The following is a 16003-nucleotide window of genomic DNA, read 5'->3' as shown; positions in this document are numbered from 1 at the left end:
TATTTTATAGGTGTTTTCGCATCCACAGGGGCGGCCCTTGCGGCCGCCCCGCCGGCGGTTACTCCCTCAAAAAGGCCTCCACCGCCCGGTTGAACGCCTCCGGGTTTTTGTCCGCCACAAAGTGGTCCCCCTCCACGAAGACCAGCTCCGCGTCGGGCAGGCTCTCGTAAAGAAGCCTCGTATGCGCCCGGAGAATCATGTCCCTTGTCCCCGCGATAACCAGCGTCCTGACATGGAGCGCCGCCAGCTCCTCCGGGTCGATGTTCGGGTCGTTGACCATCAGCCCCAGCATCTCGGCGTTCTTCCGCCCGGCGGCGCTCCACCTGGCGGCGAGGGATGCCATACGGTAGCCCAGCGCAATGGGAATCTGAACCGAGGGCTTCACGCCGCCCGCGTTCAGATTGGCCCCGTTGAGCACCAGCCGCGCCACCCGCTCCGGGTGGCGCAGGGCGAAGACCAGTGCGGTGTTCCCGCCGTCCGAGAAGCCCAGCAGGCGGACCCTTTCGATGCCCAGGCCGTCCAAAAATTCCAGCAGGTCGTCTGCAAACTGCCGGATGGTGAAGGGGGCATCCCCTCTGGGGGACTGCCCATGACCCCGGGTGTCCACCGCAATTACCCGGCAGAACCGGGAGAAATAGTCCATTTGGTGGGAGAAGTAATTCCCGCTCTCCCCATTTCCGTGGAGCAGGACCAGCGGCTCTCCCGCGCCTTGCTCAGTGTAGTGCAGACGTATGTCCATAGCGCCTCCCAGTTCCCATACCGCTCAACGGCACAGCTCCTCCAACACCCTCACCAGAAGGGCCACCGATCCCACGCGGTACCCGCAGTCGGCGTAAGCCGCGCCGCCGCCGTCCCAGGCCACAGCCAGGGGCGGTCGGTCCGGGTCCTGCCCCAGAAAACGGGAGAGGCTCTCCGCGTCGTAGGCCCAGTCGTCAAAGTACAGCCCGATTCCCGGCCAATCCCTCAGAAGCTCCTTCAGGGTCCGCTGCTCCAGCGCTCCCCGCCCCCGGAGAAAGAAGACGATATCCGCCGGGAGGGCGCAGAGCGCAGTCTGGTGCTCCCGCAGCTCGTTCAGCACATGCTCCGTCGGCTCCGCCCCGTCCTCCAGCCAGAAGAGGAGCGCGGGCCGCTCCAGCTCATTCAGCGCGTTTCCTGTCCGATTTCCGTCCATCCGCTCCGCCGGGACGGGCGGCAGGGCGCGGCGGTAGAGCATTTCGGCCAGGGCGTACTCCCTCAGCCGCAGGGGGATGACGGCCTCTTCCCCCGCCCGGAGGGGAAACTCCCGCATGGAGGCAAGCTGATCTCCCACCGGCAGCCGCGCCGAGGTGATCACCCGGTACTCGCCCGCCGGCAGGTCCGCCCCGCCGCGGGTGGCCGCCGTCCCCCTGTCCAAATCCAGGAGCTTCCAGCCCCCGGCCGTTTTCCGGGCGAGGGACCAGTTGAGCCGGTAGGTGAGCTGCTGACCGGGAGCCGCGGTAAATGTGACCCGCCCCATCTCCTCCGGCTCCAGCGCGTGGAACCCGTCCTCCCGCCAGACCTCCGGCACGCCGTCAGGCCGGCGCAGCCGCGCGGGGATACCCGCCGCACGCAGCCGGGCCACGGCCAGCACGTCACGGCTCTTCTCATTGCACCGCCCGGCCCGTACGGCTGCGTCCGGCGGCCAGTAGAGGTTCCCGTAATTATCCGTTTCTCCGGCGGGAATGCCGCCGTTCCCCCGTGCCAATATCCCCCGCCACGCCGTCAGCGGCTCGTCGGCCACTCTGGGACACAGGACATAGGGGAGAAACGTTTTTTCCGGCCACCGCGCGGCGAAGGGCGCGGCCCCTTGGAGATGGTCTTCCAAAACCGCCGCCGTCACGTCCCTCAAATCCTTCCGGGAGAGGGTGCGCAGCAGCTTTTCCCGCAGGGGATTTGCGTCCCGGCTGAGAAAGCGGAAAATTTCCTCGAAGTTTCCCCGGGCCTCCCGCATCAGATCATCACAGCCGGGGCAGGCGGCGGCCCTGCCAGCGTCGTACATGCCCTGAAGCCGGGCCTGCCGCCGGGCGTCGCCCAAGGCGCGGTCCTCCGCACGTAATTTTTTCTGCGCCTCATTCAGGGGCGCGGGATTCACCGGAAAATCCGCCGGGGCGCGAAAGTCGAAGTCGGTCCATGCCTGCCGGTCCACCCGTGCGTCCAGCTCCAGGTGAAGCGCGTTCAGCCCCTCGGCGGTTTGTCCGTCCAGCTCCGCCCGAACCCACACGTCCCCCAGCCCCAGCCGGGCGGCGGCGCGGCCGTCGCTCCCGGCGGTCAGCACAGCGATGGGATAAAGCGCCGACTCATTGAGTACATAGAGGCGGATTTTCGCCCCGGCGGCGGGCGCAGCGCCCCGCGTCACCGTAAAGACCCGTTCCTCCGTCCTGGCGTACCGCGCCGTCTGATTATACCGGGCCACGCCGTTTTCCACGCCCAGCGGCTCCCCGTGGAGGGGGCTTGTCCCCGCGCCGAAGGTCCGGGAGTGGATGAGAAGCGCCCGGCTGGCTGCGGTGTTGAACCAGCCCCGGTCCAGGACCGGCTCCGGCTCGCAGGCCCCCAGGAAGCGCCATTTCCCCGCCGCCAGGACCTCCGCCCAGGCGTGGTTGTCGTCACAGTGGCTCCAGCGGGGGGCGTAGACCTGCCGGGCGGGCAGTCCCACGCTCCGCAGTGCGGCGACCAGAAAGGCCGACTCCTCTCCGCAGCGGCCGCTGCCTGAGCGGAATACCGTGAGAGGAGAGGCGGTGCGGTCGTCCTGGGCCTGGTAGGAGGCGTGGGAGTGGCACCAGCGGTTTACCGCCAAAACTGCGTTTTCCATGTCCAGACCGGCGACCTCGGGCCAGATTTCACCATAAAAGAGGGCGCGGTGAAAGGAGAGATCCTCGTCGTTCACCCGGGGACAGAGGACATAGTGGAGAAAAAGCTCCTCGTCCAATTCCGCGCACCAGGACACGCTTTCCCGCAGAAACAGGGCGTGATCGATAAATTGTAAAAAAAGCCCGGCCGGATAGGTGTCCAAATCGCTCTTCGGGAGCGTTTTTTGCAGAAATTTCATGCAGAACCGCTGCTGTGCGGTCAGATCGGATAAAGAATCGGTCCACTCGTCCATAAAAGCGCCTCGTTTGCATTTTGATTGCTCACATGGTAGGATGATACCACAAAACCACAGGGAAGGGAAAGATCGAAATGGACGAAATTACCCTGGAAATCTGCTGCGGCTCCGCCGGGGACGCCGTGGAGGCGAAAAAGGCGGGCGCGCCCCGGGTGGAGCTCTGCTCCGCCCTCTTCCTGGGCGGGCTGACCCCCAGCATCGGGGAGGTATTGGTGGCGAAGAAGTGCGGCGTATCGGTAATGGCCATGGTGCGGCCCCGGGAGGGCGGCTTCTGTTATACGGATGTGGAGTTCGAGACCATGCTGGCCGACGCCCGGGCCATGCTGGACGCGGGAGCGGACGGCATTGTCTTTGGGGTGCTCCGCCCGGACGGCACGGTGGACGAAGCGCGGTGCCGGGCGCTGGTGGAGCTGGCGGGGGAGCGGGAGACCGTCTTCCACCGGGCCGTCGATGTGACGCCGGACTGGCGGGCGGCCATGGACACCCTGATGGAGCTGGGGGTGACGCGCATCCTCACCAGCGGGCAGCAGGCCAGCGTGCCCCTGGGGCTGGAGACGGTGAAAGCCATGCGGGAGTATGGCGCGGGGCGGATTCAAGTCATGCCCGGCGGGGGCGTGAAGCTCCGCAACGCCCGGGAGATTCTGGCGTACACCGGCTGCAGCCAGGTCCACGCCTCCCTGAAAAAAACCTGCCTGGACCGCTCCGCCGCAGGCAATCCGGATATTCACTTCGGCGGGGCCCTCTATCCCCCGGAGGACTGCTACACCCTGGCCGACGGAGAGAAAATCGCCGCCTTGCTGGCGCGGCTGGGCGATGAAAGCCCGGATTTGCGTCAATAATGATTGCACGGGAAAGATATTTTTGCTATGATGCTGTCAGGGTGCATCTGACAGCGGTCTAAAGGCCGGCTTTCAAGGACAGTTATCAGATACGCCCCACGGAACAAAAGCGTCCGTCCGGCAGACCCGGCACCGGCGGCGAGTCGCCGCCGGGCGGCAGATACCCTATCGTATTCGCTTCGCTCAGCCGAAGCAGCACAGCGGTATTCCTGCACACTGCATGTGCATCAAAATACCGCTGAGCCGTTCGCCATACATCTTGTTTTGTTCCGTAGTCAGAGGGGAGGGGCCTCATCAAATGATAGTCTACCGTGAGGCCCCTACTCTGGCCAGAGATCTGGGCGTGGGCCTGCACACCCTATATGCTCTGAGCAACCGCCTCTCCGCCCATTACCATACGGTGGAGCTTACCAAGCCGAACGGCGGCGTCCGGCGCCTCACCGTGCCGGATGAGGCCCTGAAGGGGGTCCAGCGGTCCATCGCGCGGAATCTGCTGGCCTGCCGGGAGCTCTCCCCCTATGCCACGGCCTACCGCTACGGGGCGGGGACTGTGCGCAACGCCTCCGCCCACGTGGGGAAGGCGCGGCTGCTCAAGATGGATATCTACCATTTTTTTGACAGCGTCAACTATTCCGCGGTGAAGGATGCGGTGTTTCCGGCGGAGGTTTTCTCCGAGCCGCTGCGGATTCTGCTGACCATGCTGTGTTACTATCAGGACGCGCTGCCCCAGGGCGCGCCCACCTCCCCCGCCGTCGCCAACATCCTGATGCGGGACTTCGACGAGGATGTGGGCGGCTGGTGCGCCCGGCGGGGGATCGCCTATACCAGGTACTGCGACGATCTGACCTTCTCGGGGGATGCCGGGCTGGCGGGGGCGTACCGCTATGCGGAGGCCCGGCTGCGGGAGAAGGGTTTTTTGGTGAACAGGAGAAAGACCCTGTATCTGGACGCTGGCCGGCGTCAGTGCGTCACCGGGCTGGTGGTCAATGAAAAGGTGGACGTGCCTGCGGAGTACCGGCGCGCACTGCGGCAGGAGCTTTACTACTGTAAAAAGTTCGGTCTGGAGGAGCATTTGCGCTCGGTGGGCTGGGAAGGGGACCCGACGGCGTATGCCCGCCGTCTGCTGGGGCGCTTCAGCTATGCCCTGCAGGTCCGTCCGGAGGACAGAGCTCTGCTGGAGGGGAAGGCCTGGCTGGTGGAGGAATTGAACAGAAGAGCGGGAAAATAAGAACGCCCCGGGGCCGCTTATCGGCCCCGGGGTGTATTGGCTGTGAAAAAACCCTCCGCAGAGAAAGCCTCGCAGAGTTCCGCCGTCCGCAGACGGCGGAACTAATTTAAAATCCGTCATTTCTGGGGACATGCGCCTCAGAAATGACACTTCTCATGACGGATGAGGCGGCTTTTTCTCTAGAAATCGAGCCCCATCCGTCATGCAGCCTGCTGTCAAAGAAGCCCCGAGGGGCTTCTTTGACATGCTGAACGCCCCGGGGCCGCTTATCGGCCCCGGGGTGTAGTGATAGTGCGTTGCGAGCGATGGTGCTAGTGCGAGTGCTCCGGGGAGGTGTAGAGGTTCATGCGGTCGCGGCGTGCAAAGCCGATGACGGTGAGGCCCCATCTGGCGGCGAGCTGCACAGCGGCGTCTGTGGGTGCGGCGCGGGAGACCACCACGGGGATACCCGCCCGAATGACCTGCTCCGCCACGCTGAGCGGGAGGCGTCCGCTGGTGTAGAGCACGGACTCGCCCATGGGCGCGCCCATGCGGAGCGCGCCGCCCACGGCCTTATTGACGGCGTTGTGCCGCCCGATGTCCTCCCGGCGGCACTGGCCGCCCGGCCAGGTAAGCAGGGCGCTGTGGACGCCGCCGGTGGAGTGGAAGAGGGGCGAGCCCTCCAGAAACCGCCCTGCGGCCTCCATGAGAATCTCCGGCTCCCACGCGAGGCCGGGGAGGGGCGCGAAGGGCCTGGGTATGCGCTGCGCCTCCGCCTCCACCCGGAGCGTGCCGTCCGCCCCGGCGCTGAGGGAACGGACGGCGGCCGTTCCGCTGAGCAGCCCGGCGGTGTAGAGCCGGCCCAGTGCCAGGTCCTCCCAGCCGCCGGGGGAGCAGGCGCCCCGCTCCAGCAGGGTGCCGTTCAGCCAGAGGGAGTAGGGCGCCTCACGCACCACGTCGTCCTCCGCCGGGCGGGCGCCGCCCCCCTCCCAGCGGAGAATGCCAAAGCGAACCGACTCACCCAAGCTTACTCACCCGCACGGCGCAGACCTTGTACTCGGGGATGTGGGCGATGTCGTCTGTGACGGCGTTGGTGACCTTGTTCACATTGCCGTCGGGGAAGTGGAAGGTCATGAAGACCTCGCCGTCGCCCACTTTGTCGCCCACCCTGGCGGTGGTCTCCAGCTCGCCCCTGCGGGAGGAGACCTTTACCCGGTCGCCGTGGGCGACGCCCAGGGCGGCGGCGTCCCGGGAGCTGATTTCGATGTAGGACTCATTGACCACCTGGCAGATGCCCTCCGCCCTGCCGGTCATGGCCCTGGTATTGTAATGGTAGAGCATCCTGCCCGTGACCATCATGAGGGGGTAATCCCCGTCGGGCAGCTCGGCGGAGGGGCGGTACCTGGCGGGGTAGAACCAGCCCAGGCCCCTGGCGAATTTGCCCACATGGAGGATGGGCGTGCCGGGGTGGTCTTTGGCGGGGCAGGGCCAGGCCAGGTCCTCACCCGCGTCGAGGCGGGCGTGGCTCAGGCCGCCGAAGGAGGGGGTGAGCGAGGCAATCTCGTCATAGATGGCGGCTGCGCTCTCATAGCGGCAGGGGTGGCCCAGACGGGTCTCCACCTCGGCGAAGATGTCGTAGTCCTGGCGCATCTCCCCCTCCAGGGAAACCGCCTTGCGCACCCGCATCTGTCGGCGCTCGGTGTTGGTGAAGGTGCCTTCCTTCTCGGCATAGCTCACGCCTGGGAGCACCACGTCGGCCAGCTGGGCCGTCTCGGTCATGAAGAGCTCGTCGACCACCAGGAAGTCCAAATTCTCCAGAGCCCGGCGGACATGGGCGGTGTCCGGGTCGGAGACCATGGGGTCCTCGCCGAAGATGAACAGGCCGTGGATGCGCTCGCCCCTGGCGGAGAGGGCCAGCATCTCGGTGGAGGTGAGACCGTCATTGGGGGAGAGGGGCAGGCCCCAGGCCTTCTCGAACTTCTCCCGGACGGCGGGGTCTGTGACCTTCTGATATCCGGGGTACTGGTAGGGAAGAGCGCCCATGTCGCAGGCGCCCTGGACGTTGTTCTGGCCCCGGAGGGGATTCACGCCGCAGCCGGAGCGGCCCAGCTTGCCCACGGCCATGGCCAGGTTGGACAGGGCCATGACTCCCTCGGTGCCGGTGGAGTGCTCGGTGACGCCCAGGCAGTAGATGATGGGCGCCTTCCTGGCTGCGGCGTACATCCTGGCTGCGGCGCGGAGGCCGTCCGGGTCAATGTGGCAGATTTCGCCCACACGCTCCGGGGTGTACTCCGCCACAATCTCCCGCAGGGCCTCGAAGCCCTCGGTGCGGTTTTGGATGAAGTCCCTGTCCTCCAGACCCTCGGAGAGGATGACGTTGAGCATCCCGTTGGCGAAGGCCACGTTGGTGCCGGGCTTGATCTGGAGGTGGAGTGCGCAGCCCTCGGTCAGGTCGATTTTCCGGGGGTCCACCACGATGAGTTTGGTCCCCCGGCGTACCGCCCGGCGGATGCGGGCGCCCATGACGGGGTGTGCCTCGGTGGGGTTGGAGCCCACCAGGAGAATGACGTCCACATCCTCGGTGATGTCCGCCATGGGGTTGGTCATGGCCCCGGAGCCCAAGGTGGTGGCCAGACCGTGAACGCTGGCGCTGTGGCAGACCCGGGCGCAGTTGTCCACATTGTTGGTGCCCAGGCCCGCACGCATCAGCTTCTGGAAGGCATAGTTGTCCTCGTTGGTGGCCCGGGAGCAGGAGAAGCCGCCCACGGAGTCCCTGCCGTACTGTTCCTGGATGCCCTTCATCCGGGACGCCACCAAATCCAGAGCCTCGTCCCAGGAGGCGCGTCGGAACGCGCCGTTCTCCTTGATGAGGGGGTGCCTGAGCCGGTCCCCGGAGTGGACGAACTGGTAGGAGCCGAAGCGGCCCTTGACGCAGAGCAGGCCCTCGTTGGTGGGGGAGCCGGGGGCGGCGTCCACGCCCACGATGCGGTTCTCCTTCACCAGCAGGTCGTACTGGCAGCCCACGGCGCAGTGGGGGCAGGTGGTGCGGACCCGCTTGACCTCCCAGGGGCGGAACTTTTTCGCGCCCTTGGCGGTGAGGGCCCCGGTGGGGCAGGCGGCCACGCAGTTGCCGCAGCCCTCGCAGGAGGAATCCTTCCACCGCCGCCCGAAGGGGATGGTCATCTTCGTGTCGAAGCCCCGGCCCTGGATGGAGATGGTCTCCCGGCACTGGAGGGACTCGCAGGTGCGCTCGCATTTGCGGCACATAATGCAGAGGTTGGGGTCGTAATTGAAGAAGGGGCTGGATACGTCCTTGGGAGCGTCCACCCGCTTACCCTGATAGCTGGTGTGCTCCACACCATACTCCCAGCAGTAGTCCTGGAGCCGGCACGCGCCGTTCTGGGGGCAGGTGAAGCAGTCGGTGCAGTGGTTGGAGAGCAGGAGGTCCAGGATGAACCGCCGGGCCTGGGCCGTCTTCTCCGTATGGGTTTGGACCGCCATGCCCTCCCGGACCTCCTCGGTGCAGGAGGCGGGCAGGCCCCGACGGCCCTCCACCTCCACCACGCACATCCGGCAGGAGGCGTCGGGAGTGAGGTGCTTGAGGTAGCAGAGGGTGGGGATGTTGATTCCCGCGGCGGAGGCCGCCTGGAGGATGGTGGAGCCGGGGACGGCCTCCACGGCCACGCCGTCGATGGTGAGATGGATCAGGTTGTTTTCCATGATTTAAGATACCCCTCCCTTCAGGACGATATGGGCCTCGAAAGCGGCGCGGCGGTGCTTCAGGCAGCTCTTGACCGCCTTGTCGGCGGACTGGCCCAGGCCGCAGGAGGAGAGCATGGCGATGTTGTCGGCCAGACTCTCCAGCCTCTCCACGTCGCCGGGGACGGCCCGGTCCTCCACAAAGGCGGTGAGCAGCTCCAGCATCCGGGTAGTGCCAAGGCGGCAGGGGGTGCACTTGCCGCAGGACTCGTGGACGAAGAACTCCATGACCTTTTGGAGGTAGGCCACCGGGTCCACGTCCTCGTCCATCACCACGATGGAGCCGGAGCCGATGCCCAGCCCCGCGTCCTTGGCGGCTTTGTAGCAGTAGGGGGTGTCGAGCTGCTCGGGGAAGCCGATGGGGCCGGAGTGGCCGCCCAGCTGGCAGAAGCCCACGGCCCGGCCGCTGTCGGTCCCGCCGCCCCAGTCCTCGATGATGGCGCGGATGGGGGTGCCCAGGGGCACCTCATAGGTGCCGGGGCGCTTTACGTGCCCGCAGAGGGAGACCAGCTTGGTGCCGCCGGAAAATTCGGTGCCCAGGGCGTGGTAGGCGTCGCCGCCCATGTTGAGGATGGGCACCACGGCGGCGAAGGACTCCACGTTATTGACCAGGGTGGGCTTGCCGTAGAGTCCCACCTCGGCCAGGTGGGGGGGCTTCACCCGGGGGCGGCCCACCTTGCCCTCGATGGAGTTGAGCATGGCGGAGTTCTCGCCGCAGATGTAGGCGCCGCCGCCGGCGACCACGGTGATGTCGAAGTCGAAGCCCTCCACGCCCAGGATGTTCTTTCCCAGGTAGCCGAAGCGGTGGGCGTGCTTCACGGCCCGCTCAAAGAGGGGCTGGAGGTCCCGGTATTCGCCCCTGATGTAGATGAAGCCCCGGGGGGAGCCGAAGAGGTAGCCCGCGATGGTCATGCCCTCGATGACGGAGAGGGGGTCCTGCTCCAGGAGCACACGGTCCTTGAAGGTGCCCGGCTCCCCCTCGTCTGCGTTGCAGACGACGTACTTGGGCCCGCCCTCCACGCCGTAGAGGTGACGCCACTTCTTGTCCACAGGGTATCCCGCCCCGCCCCGGCCCATCAGGCGGGCCGCCGTCAGCTCCTTCAGGATCTCCTCCCCCGTCATCGTTACCGCCTTCTCCAATGCTGAATACCCGCCGTGGGAGATATACTCCGACACGGAGAAGGGAGTGGTATGGCCCGCCCGGGTGAGCAGGACAGGTGTGAAATCCGCCATTTATTCCGCCTCCTTGTACTGGGCCAGCACGGCGCGCAGCCCGGCCTCGTCCAGGGGACCGTAGACATGCCCGTCAATCTTGACCGCCGGGGCTTTGTCGCACGCGCCGAAGCAGGGGACGGCCCGCAGGGCGAAGAGACCGTCCGGGGTGTCCTCACCCACCCTCACGCCCAGCGCCCGCTCCGCCAAATCGGCGGCGCGGCCGGCGTGGGAAAAGTGGCAGGGCGCGCTCTCGCAGACCTCCACGGTGAAACGGGCCTGGGGCGCGGGAGAGAGCATGGCGTAGAAAGAGACCGCGTCATACACGCGGGCGGGGGCGACGCCGAGCTCCGCCCCCACCAGGACGGCGGTTTCCTCGTCGATACAGTGCGACGGCTCCGCCGCCTGCAAATCCAGCAGGACGGAGAGCAGGCGGTCCTTCCCGCCGGGCCGGGAGCGGATCAGCTCCAGCTTTTCCGCCCGGCTCAGATGTGTTTCCATTGCCCGATTCCCCCTCAAAATTTGATTGGATACCTAACTTTATTTAACTATAGTCGAGTTGAGAAGAGAGTTCAAGAGATTTCCAATAGTTAGTTATTTAACAACGATTGGTACCGGTTTCATTGTATGTTTGGACAAAAAATGGTACGAAACGCAAAATTTGAGGGAGCCGCGGAAACCGCTGAAACAGAGAGGCGCAGGAGGAAAGCGGGGAGACGGCATTGCCGTCTCCCCGCTTTCAGCGCCGTTATGTAAGTTTGATGCCGCGCAAGCACCGTCAGCCGGTCTCCGCCAGCGTCCGGCAGATCTCCACCGCCGCGTCTGCGGCGGTGGTGGCGTCCGGCGTGTAGCGGTCCGCGCCGATCTGGGCGCAGAACGTCTCAGTGACGGGCGCGCCGCCGATCATCACCTTCACGCGGTCATGGATGCCGGCCTGGCGGACCTTGGCGACCACCTCGGCCATGACGGACATGGTGGTGGTCAGCAGGGCGGAGCAGCAGATGATCCGGCAGTCCTGCTCCACGGCGGCGCGGACATAGGTCTCCGGCTCCACGTCGGTACCCAGGTCCACCACCTCCAGGCCCTTGCCCTCCATCATCATCTTCACCAGGTTTTTGCCGATGTCGTGGAGGTCGCCCCTAACGGTACCGATGCAGACCTTTCCGCAGGACTTCACGTCGGAAGAGGCCAGGAGGGGTTTGAGGAGGGCGGCGCCCTGGTTCATCGCCCGCGCGGCCACCAGGACCTCAGGTACGAAAATTTCAGTGCGCTTGAAGCGCTCGCCCACCACGGACATGCCGCCGAGCAGTCCGTCGTTTAGAATGCACTCCACCGGAACGCCCGCGTCAATCGCCTGCTGCACCAGCTCTCTGACGGCTCTGGCGTTTCCGCGCTGAAGCTGCGCGGAGATCTCCTGCAAGATGGTAAGACTCATTTCGGCTGTGCTCCTTTTTCCGCATGAGCGGCTTCGCGTCAGCGGGTGTAGTTTTGACAGGCCTCCACATAGGCCCGAATGTTTTCCCAGGGCACCTCCGGCTCCAGCAGGTGGGTGGGAGCCACGAAGAGGCCGCCCTTGTCGCCGGCGAGGTCGAGATTGCGCTTCACATTCGCCCGGACCTCCTCCGGCGTACCGAAGGGCATGACGCTCTGGGTGCCGATGGTCCCGTGGAAGGAAAGGCGGTCGCCGTACTCCCGAAAAATCTTTTCCACGTCCATGCACTCCGGCTGGATTGGGTTGAGCACGTCCACGCCGACCTCGATGAGGTGGGGGATAAAGGGTTCGATGTACCCGCAGGAGTGGTAGAAGACCAGCAGATCCGGCTTGACGGCCTTGGCCGCGCCGATGATTTTCTTCAGCCTGGGCTTAATCCAGGTGGTGTACATCTCCTCGCTCATCATGATGGTCTGCTGCATCCCGATATCGTCGCCGAGGAAGAGGATATCCACATCCGCCTGGGCGTAGAGCTTGGCGCGGCTGAGGGACATCTCGGTGACCCGGTCCAGGAGGATCTCGGCCATCGGGTCCTCGGACATGATGTCCATCATCAGGTTTTCCATTCCACGGATGTACCAGGCGGTTTCCCAGATGGTGCACTGCATATTGCCCACGGGGGAGACGCCCCGCTGCTTCAGCGCCTCGACCTCAGCACTGAGGCCGGGGTTTTGCGCTGCGGAATAGGTGGGCAGCGGGTAGGCCTGTATCTCCTCCTCGCTGTCGGCGTCCCGGAGCGGACAGAACATCTGGGTCATGTGCATGGAGGTCGGCGTGGCACGGTGGCCCACACCCCACTCGTCTATCTCGCCGGCGGCGTCCAGCCCGGCGGCGGCGTGGTAGTGGGCGAACCGGGTGCGGTCGTCGTTGTCCGGACGCAGATCCGCAATCCGCTTCCAGGGCATCTGAAAATACTCGTTGTAGGGGAGGTCGCTGTGCTCATATGCCTGATAAACCTCTTCCAGATGAGGACAAAGCGCAAATTCCAGCGGGACCGTATCATAGCCCTGGCGGTGCAGCAGGCGCAGCAGGTTGTCTCTCGGCGTATCCAAATTGCCTTCCTCCTTATAGTGTGATACCCCCAATTTAGAGACGGAGGGGATCCTATACCCGTACTATAGCGGATATATTTGGATTGCGCTTTCACCGTTGAGCACTGGATTCGTGTTTTTTATAAAAATGTGCACTATTTTATTTCCGGCGTATAAAAAAGCGGGCGCTTCCCCTGCCGCTTTGCAGGGGAAGCGCCCGCCCAGGCCGTCAAAAAAACCTCCGCCAGAGAAAGCCACGCAGTCAAATGAATATCCGTCATGCGGCCTTCTGCCAAAGAAGCTCCTTGGGGCTTCTTTGGCAGGCTGAGCGCGGGGTCTTCTTAATACTCCACCGTTTGAATGGAGAAATAGCGCTTGGGGGATACGCCCATTTTTTCCTTAAAGACCTTGGAAAAATGCTGCAGGCTCCCAAAACCCATATCCAGCGCCAGGTCGGTCAGCGGATACTGGCTGTTGAGATACTTGAAGTCGATGGACTTGCTGATGCGGACATAGGTAATGTAGGTGGACACGCCCATATTGAGGTGCTCGTGAAAGAGCTTGGTGAGGTAGCGCGGGGAGACGCCCACCGTCAGGGCTACCTCGTTGACGGTCAGCTTTTCCATATAGTGCTCGTTGATAAAGGTGGTGGCGTTGACCAGATAGCGGTTTTCGTAGATGGCTGCGTTGCTGGTGTGGGCGCTCAAATCCCGGGAGAGGAGAATGTTGAGCTGGGTGAGGTAGAGCTGGAGCATCTTCTGGGCGTTTTTCTGCGCAATGTAGAGCTCGCTGCGCAGCCCCTCCAGGCAGGCCACCAGCTGGGGCGAGCTCTTGCTGTGGAAAAACTTGCGCTTTTCCAGAGAGAGCTCGAAGGAGAACACCAGCTCGCTCATGGGGAACTGCCGGTCCACCAGCTCGGAGAAGGAGCTGCTGTGGAAGTGGGTCTGCAGGATGGAGCAGGGCGCGTCGCAGGGCACGTCCGCCCGGTGGGGGATGTCGGGGAAGATGACCATGTACTCCCCGGCGGAGACCTGATGGTGATTGCCGTGAATGGTAATCACCAGGCTTCCGCTGAGGCAGATCAGCAGTTCCACAGTGCGGTGCATGTGGGTTTCAAAATGAAAATCCGCAGGCATATCCTGGACGACCACGTTGTCCACCAGCAGCTGCGTGTCCGGGGACTGGGGAGCGGGAGATTTTTTATCTTTCATGGGACGGCCCCTCCCTTTTTGTCAGGTTCTTTCCTGTATCCGTGCGGCGCGGACTGTGTGTAATCTGATTATAGCATACTCAAAAATCTGCAACAAGAAAAATGTCGGCGGCGCTTGGAAAGGGCGTTTTGCGGACGTTCTCGGAAGCGCTTTTGTAGGAATTGACAAGGCGGCGCAAAATGGCGGGTCCTGGTTGTGGAAAATGATAAATTGAGTGCTGGAATATATAAATTTGAAAAAAACTGTGTACTTTCCTGGAAGACTCCCAAGAGAAGAAACGATATACTAAAGGCAAGAAAAACAGGATAATGGTCCCGGACAACGGGAACATACGGCAAAGAAGAAACGCATTTCCCCATCGGTTCGACTGCAGGGCAAGGAGGCGCGCAGGGTGCGCAATAGCGCACCCGTCCCGCGCGCGGAAGGCCGCTGTATGAGATAACGGGCAAAATCGAACACATCAAAATTTCAGGAGGTAACGGAAATGAAACTGAAGAAGATCCTGGCCCTGGGGCTGTCTCTTGCCCTGTCCGCGTCCCTGCTCGCCGGCTGCGCCAACAACGGCGGCGAGACTTCCCCCACTCCCGGCGCCAGCACCCCTGTGACCGAGCCCAGCAAGACCCCTGAGACCACCCCCGACAACACCGCCAGCGACGTGACCATCAGCGTGGCCGCCCTGGCCTCCGGCTACGAGGATACCTATCCCGGCATGTGGCAGGAGGTCTGTGACGCCTTCACCGCCCAGACCGGCATCAAGGTGGAGCTCACCTCCGACAAGAGTCTGGAGGACGTCATCGGGCCCGCCATGCAGGGCGGAGAGTATCCCGACGTGGTCCATCTGGCCACCGGCCGTGAGAAGGGCCTGACCGACCAGTTCATCAAGGACAACCAGATCGCCGAAATCACCGACGTGCTGAGCATGACCGTGCCCGGCGAGGACGTGAAGGTCTCCGACAAGATCGCCGGCGGTTTTACCGACACCGCCCTCACCAACCCCTACGGCGACGGCAAGACCTATCTGGCCCCCATGTTCTACTCCCCCTGCGGCCTGTTCTACAACGCCGGCCTCTTTGAGCAGAAGGGGTGGGAGGTTCCCACCACCTGGGACGAGATGTGGGAGCTGGGCGACAAGGCCATGGCCGAGGGCATCTACCTCTTTACTTATCCCACCACCGGCTATTTCCAGGAGTTCTTCTACGCGCTGATGTACTGCGTGGGCGGTCCCGAGTTCTTCAACCAGGCCACCACCTACGCCGAGGGCGTTTGGGACACCCCCGAGGCCCAGACCTGCTTTGACATCATCGCCAAGATGGCCACCTATACCAACCCCGTGACCCCCGCCCAGGCCAACGACCAGGACTTCAAGCAGAATCAGCAGCTCGTTCTGGACAACAAGGCCCTCTTCATGCCCAACGGCACATGGATCGTGGGCGAGATGGCCGACTCCCCCCGCGCCGACGGCTTTGAGTGGGGCATGACCGCCATTCCCGCCGTGGAGCAGGGCGGCGATCAGTACAGCGTGTCCTGGTTCGAGCAGGCCTGGATTCCCGCCGGCGCCGAGCATCAGGACGCCGCCAAGCAGTTCATCGCCTTCCTTTACAGTGACACCGCCTGTGAGATCTTCGCCAAGGGCGGCGCCATCCAGCCCGTGCTGGACATCGCCGACAAGCTTGAGGGCGACAACAAGCTCTTCTACTCCATCTACGACAACGGCGCCAAGGCGGCCCTGGGCGGCTTCGCCGCTTACGACTCCGTCGCCGGTCTGGCCAGCATCCGCGAGGTCTTCTTCGACCCCATGAACGGCATGGTCAGCGGCAATATCACTGAGGCTGAGTGGGTTGACGGCATCAAGGCCGCCAGCGACCAGATGCGCGCCAACCTGAAGTAACCGCTCCCCCTCAACCGTATAGAGACTGGCAGTAGGCGGGCGGCGGTGAGTAGTGACCTACTCACCGCCGCCCGTTCCTTTCTGCGCAGGGGTCCGTTTAAATTGAGAGAAGGGGGCGGCAAATATGGAGAGGCATAAAGGACGCAACCGGTTTTTGGTGTTATGCATCCTGCCTGCAACAGTACTGTTTTTCATATTCATGATAGTGCCGACGCTGAATGTGTTCCGGATGTCGCTGTTTGA

General features: G+C 63.9%; 12 protein-coding genes and 1 pseudogene. 4 read left to right on the top strand and 9 right to left on the bottom strand.

Annotated elements, in window-relative coordinates:
* Positions 1 to 58: 58 nt before the first annotated feature.
* Positions 59 to 739 carry an alpha/beta fold hydrolase gene (locus H8S62_RS08865; RefSeq protein ID WP_186919068.1) on the bottom strand — a complete coding sequence of 227 codons (681 nt, stop codon included), beginning with the start codon at positions 737 to 739 and terminating at the stop codon, positions 59 to 61.
* A 24-nt stretch (positions 740 to 763) separates the two neighbouring features.
* A complete protein-coding gene (locus tag H8S62_RS08860; protein ID WP_186919067.1) occupies positions 764 to 3118 on the bottom strand; it encodes a transglutaminase-like domain-containing protein in 2355 nt (784 codons plus the stop codon).
* A gap of 77 nt (positions 3119 to 3195) precedes the next feature.
* Here H8S62_RS08860 and H8S62_RS08855 point away from each other — a divergent pair, with 77 nt between their 5' ends.
* Together H8S62_RS08855 and H8S62_RS08850 are read left to right on the top strand one after the other, a co-directional pair.
* Positions 3196 to 3960, top strand: coding sequence for a copper homeostasis protein CutC (locus H8S62_RS08855; RefSeq protein ID WP_155147089.1), 765 nt, complete (start codon positions 3196 to 3198; stop codon positions 3958 to 3960).
* Positions 3961 to 4258: 298 nt separating this feature from the next.
* The gene (locus H8S62_RS08850) at positions 4259 to 5188 is read left to right on the top strand and encodes a reverse transcriptase family protein (RefSeq protein ID WP_186919066.1); all 930 of its coding nucleotides are present in this window, start codon (positions 4259 to 4261) and stop codon (positions 5186 to 5188) included.
* 311 nt (positions 5189 to 5499) lie between these two features.
* Here H8S62_RS08850 and H8S62_RS08845 read toward each other — a convergent pair whose 3' ends face one another.
* The 7 genes from H8S62_RS08845 to H8S62_RS08815 form a co-directional block, all read right to left on the bottom strand.
* A complete protein-coding gene (locus H8S62_RS08845; protein WP_186919065.1) occupies positions 5500 to 6192 on the bottom strand; it encodes a formate dehydrogenase accessory sulfurtransferase FdhD in 693 nt (230 codons plus the stop codon).
* On the bottom strand, positions 6185 to 8887 hold the full coding sequence (fdhF, locus tag H8S62_RS08840; protein WP_186919064.1) for a formate dehydrogenase subunit alpha: 2703 nt from the start codon (positions 8885 to 8887) through the stop codon (positions 6185 to 6187). Before fdhF ends, H8S62_RS08845 begins: the two co-directional genes overlap by 8 nt.
* 3 nt (positions 8888 to 8890) lie before the next feature.
* A complete protein-coding gene (locus H8S62_RS08835; protein ID WP_186919063.1) occupies positions 8891 to 10159 on the bottom strand; it encodes a complex I 51 kDa subunit family protein in 1269 nt (422 codons plus the stop codon).
* On the bottom strand, positions 10160 to 10639 hold the full coding sequence (locus tag H8S62_RS08830) for an NADH-quinone oxidoreductase subunit NuoE family protein (RefSeq protein WP_155147078.1): 480 nt from the start codon (positions 10637 to 10639) through the stop codon (positions 10160 to 10162).
* Between the two features lie 277 nt (positions 10640 to 10916).
* Positions 10917 to 11573, bottom strand: coding sequence for a corrinoid protein (locus tag H8S62_RS08825; RefSeq protein WP_186919062.1), 657 nt, complete (start codon positions 11571 to 11573; stop codon positions 10917 to 10919).
* Between the two features lie 38 nt (positions 11574 to 11611).
* The gene (locus H8S62_RS08820; RefSeq protein ID WP_186919061.1) at positions 11612 to 12682 is read right to left on the bottom strand and encodes a uroporphyrinogen decarboxylase family protein; all 1071 of its coding nucleotides are present in this window, start codon (positions 12680 to 12682) and stop codon (positions 11612 to 11614) included.
* A 320-nt stretch (positions 12683 to 13002) separates the two neighbouring features.
* Positions 13003 to 13872 (bottom strand): helix-turn-helix transcriptional regulator, encoded by an 870-nt coding sequence (locus H8S62_RS08815; RefSeq protein WP_155147072.1) that lies wholly within the window; start codon positions 13870 to 13872, stop codon positions 13003 to 13005.
* Positions 13873 to 14356: 484 nt separating this feature from the next.
* Between H8S62_RS08815 and H8S62_RS08810 the strand changes: the two genes are divergently transcribed.
* Entirely contained in the window at positions 14357 to 15760 is a 1404-nt protein-coding gene (locus H8S62_RS08810) for a carbohydrate ABC transporter substrate-binding protein (protein ID WP_186919060.1), read from the top strand.
* 124 nt (positions 15761 to 15884) lie between these two features.
* A pseudogene (locus H8S62_RS18040) lies at positions 15885 to 16003 on the top strand (sugar ABC transporter permease); the annotation flags it as partial.

Origin of the sequence: Lawsonibacter faecis, assembly GCF_014287675.1 — a bacterium.
In the GTDB taxonomy this organism is placed as follows: Bacteria; Bacillota; Clostridia; order Oscillospirales; family Oscillospiraceae; genus Pseudoflavonifractor; species Pseudoflavonifractor faecis.
This window is presented reverse-complemented; position numbering and strand designations above follow the sequence as displayed.

What these genes read in the sequence shown, in the direction of transcription:
- H8S62_RS08865 (WP_186919068.1), bottom strand. Translation starts at nt 739, where the DNA reads ATGGACATACGTCTGCACTACACTGAGCAAGGCGCGGGAGAGCCGCTG.
- H8S62_RS08860 (WP_186919067.1), bottom strand. Translation starts at nt 3,118, where the DNA reads ATGGACGAGTGGACCGATTCTTTATCCGATCTGACCGCACAGCAGCGG.
- H8S62_RS08855 (WP_155147089.1), top strand. Translation starts at nt 3,196, where the DNA reads ATGGACGAAATTACCCTGGAAATCTGCTGCGGCTCCGCCGGGGACGCC.
- H8S62_RS08850 (WP_186919066.1), top strand. Translation starts at nt 4,259, where the DNA reads ATGATAGTCTACCGTGAGGCCCCTACTCTGGCCAGAGATCTGGGCGTG.
- fdhF (WP_186919064.1), bottom strand. Translation starts at nt 8,887, where the DNA reads ATGGAAAACAACCTGATCCATCTCACCATCGACGGCGTGGCCGTGGAG.
- H8S62_RS08835 (WP_186919063.1), bottom strand. Translation starts at nt 10,159, where the DNA reads ATGGCGGATTTCACACCTGTCCTGCTCACCCGGGCGGGCCATACCACT.
- H8S62_RS08830 (WP_155147078.1), bottom strand. Translation starts at nt 10,639, where the DNA reads ATGGAAACACATCTGAGCCGGGCGGAAAAGCTGGAGCTGATCCGCTCC.
- H8S62_RS08825 (WP_186919062.1), bottom strand. Translation starts at nt 11,573, where the DNA reads ATGAGTCTTACCATCTTGCAGGAGATCTCCGCGCAGCTTCAGCGCGGA.
- H8S62_RS08815 (WP_155147072.1), bottom strand. Translation starts at nt 13,872, where the DNA reads ATGAAAGATAAAAAATCTCCCGCTCCCCAGTCCCCGGACACGCAGCTG.
- H8S62_RS08810 (WP_186919060.1), top strand. Translation starts at nt 14,357, where the DNA reads ATGAAACTGAAGAAGATCCTGGCCCTGGGGCTGTCTCTTGCCCTGTCC.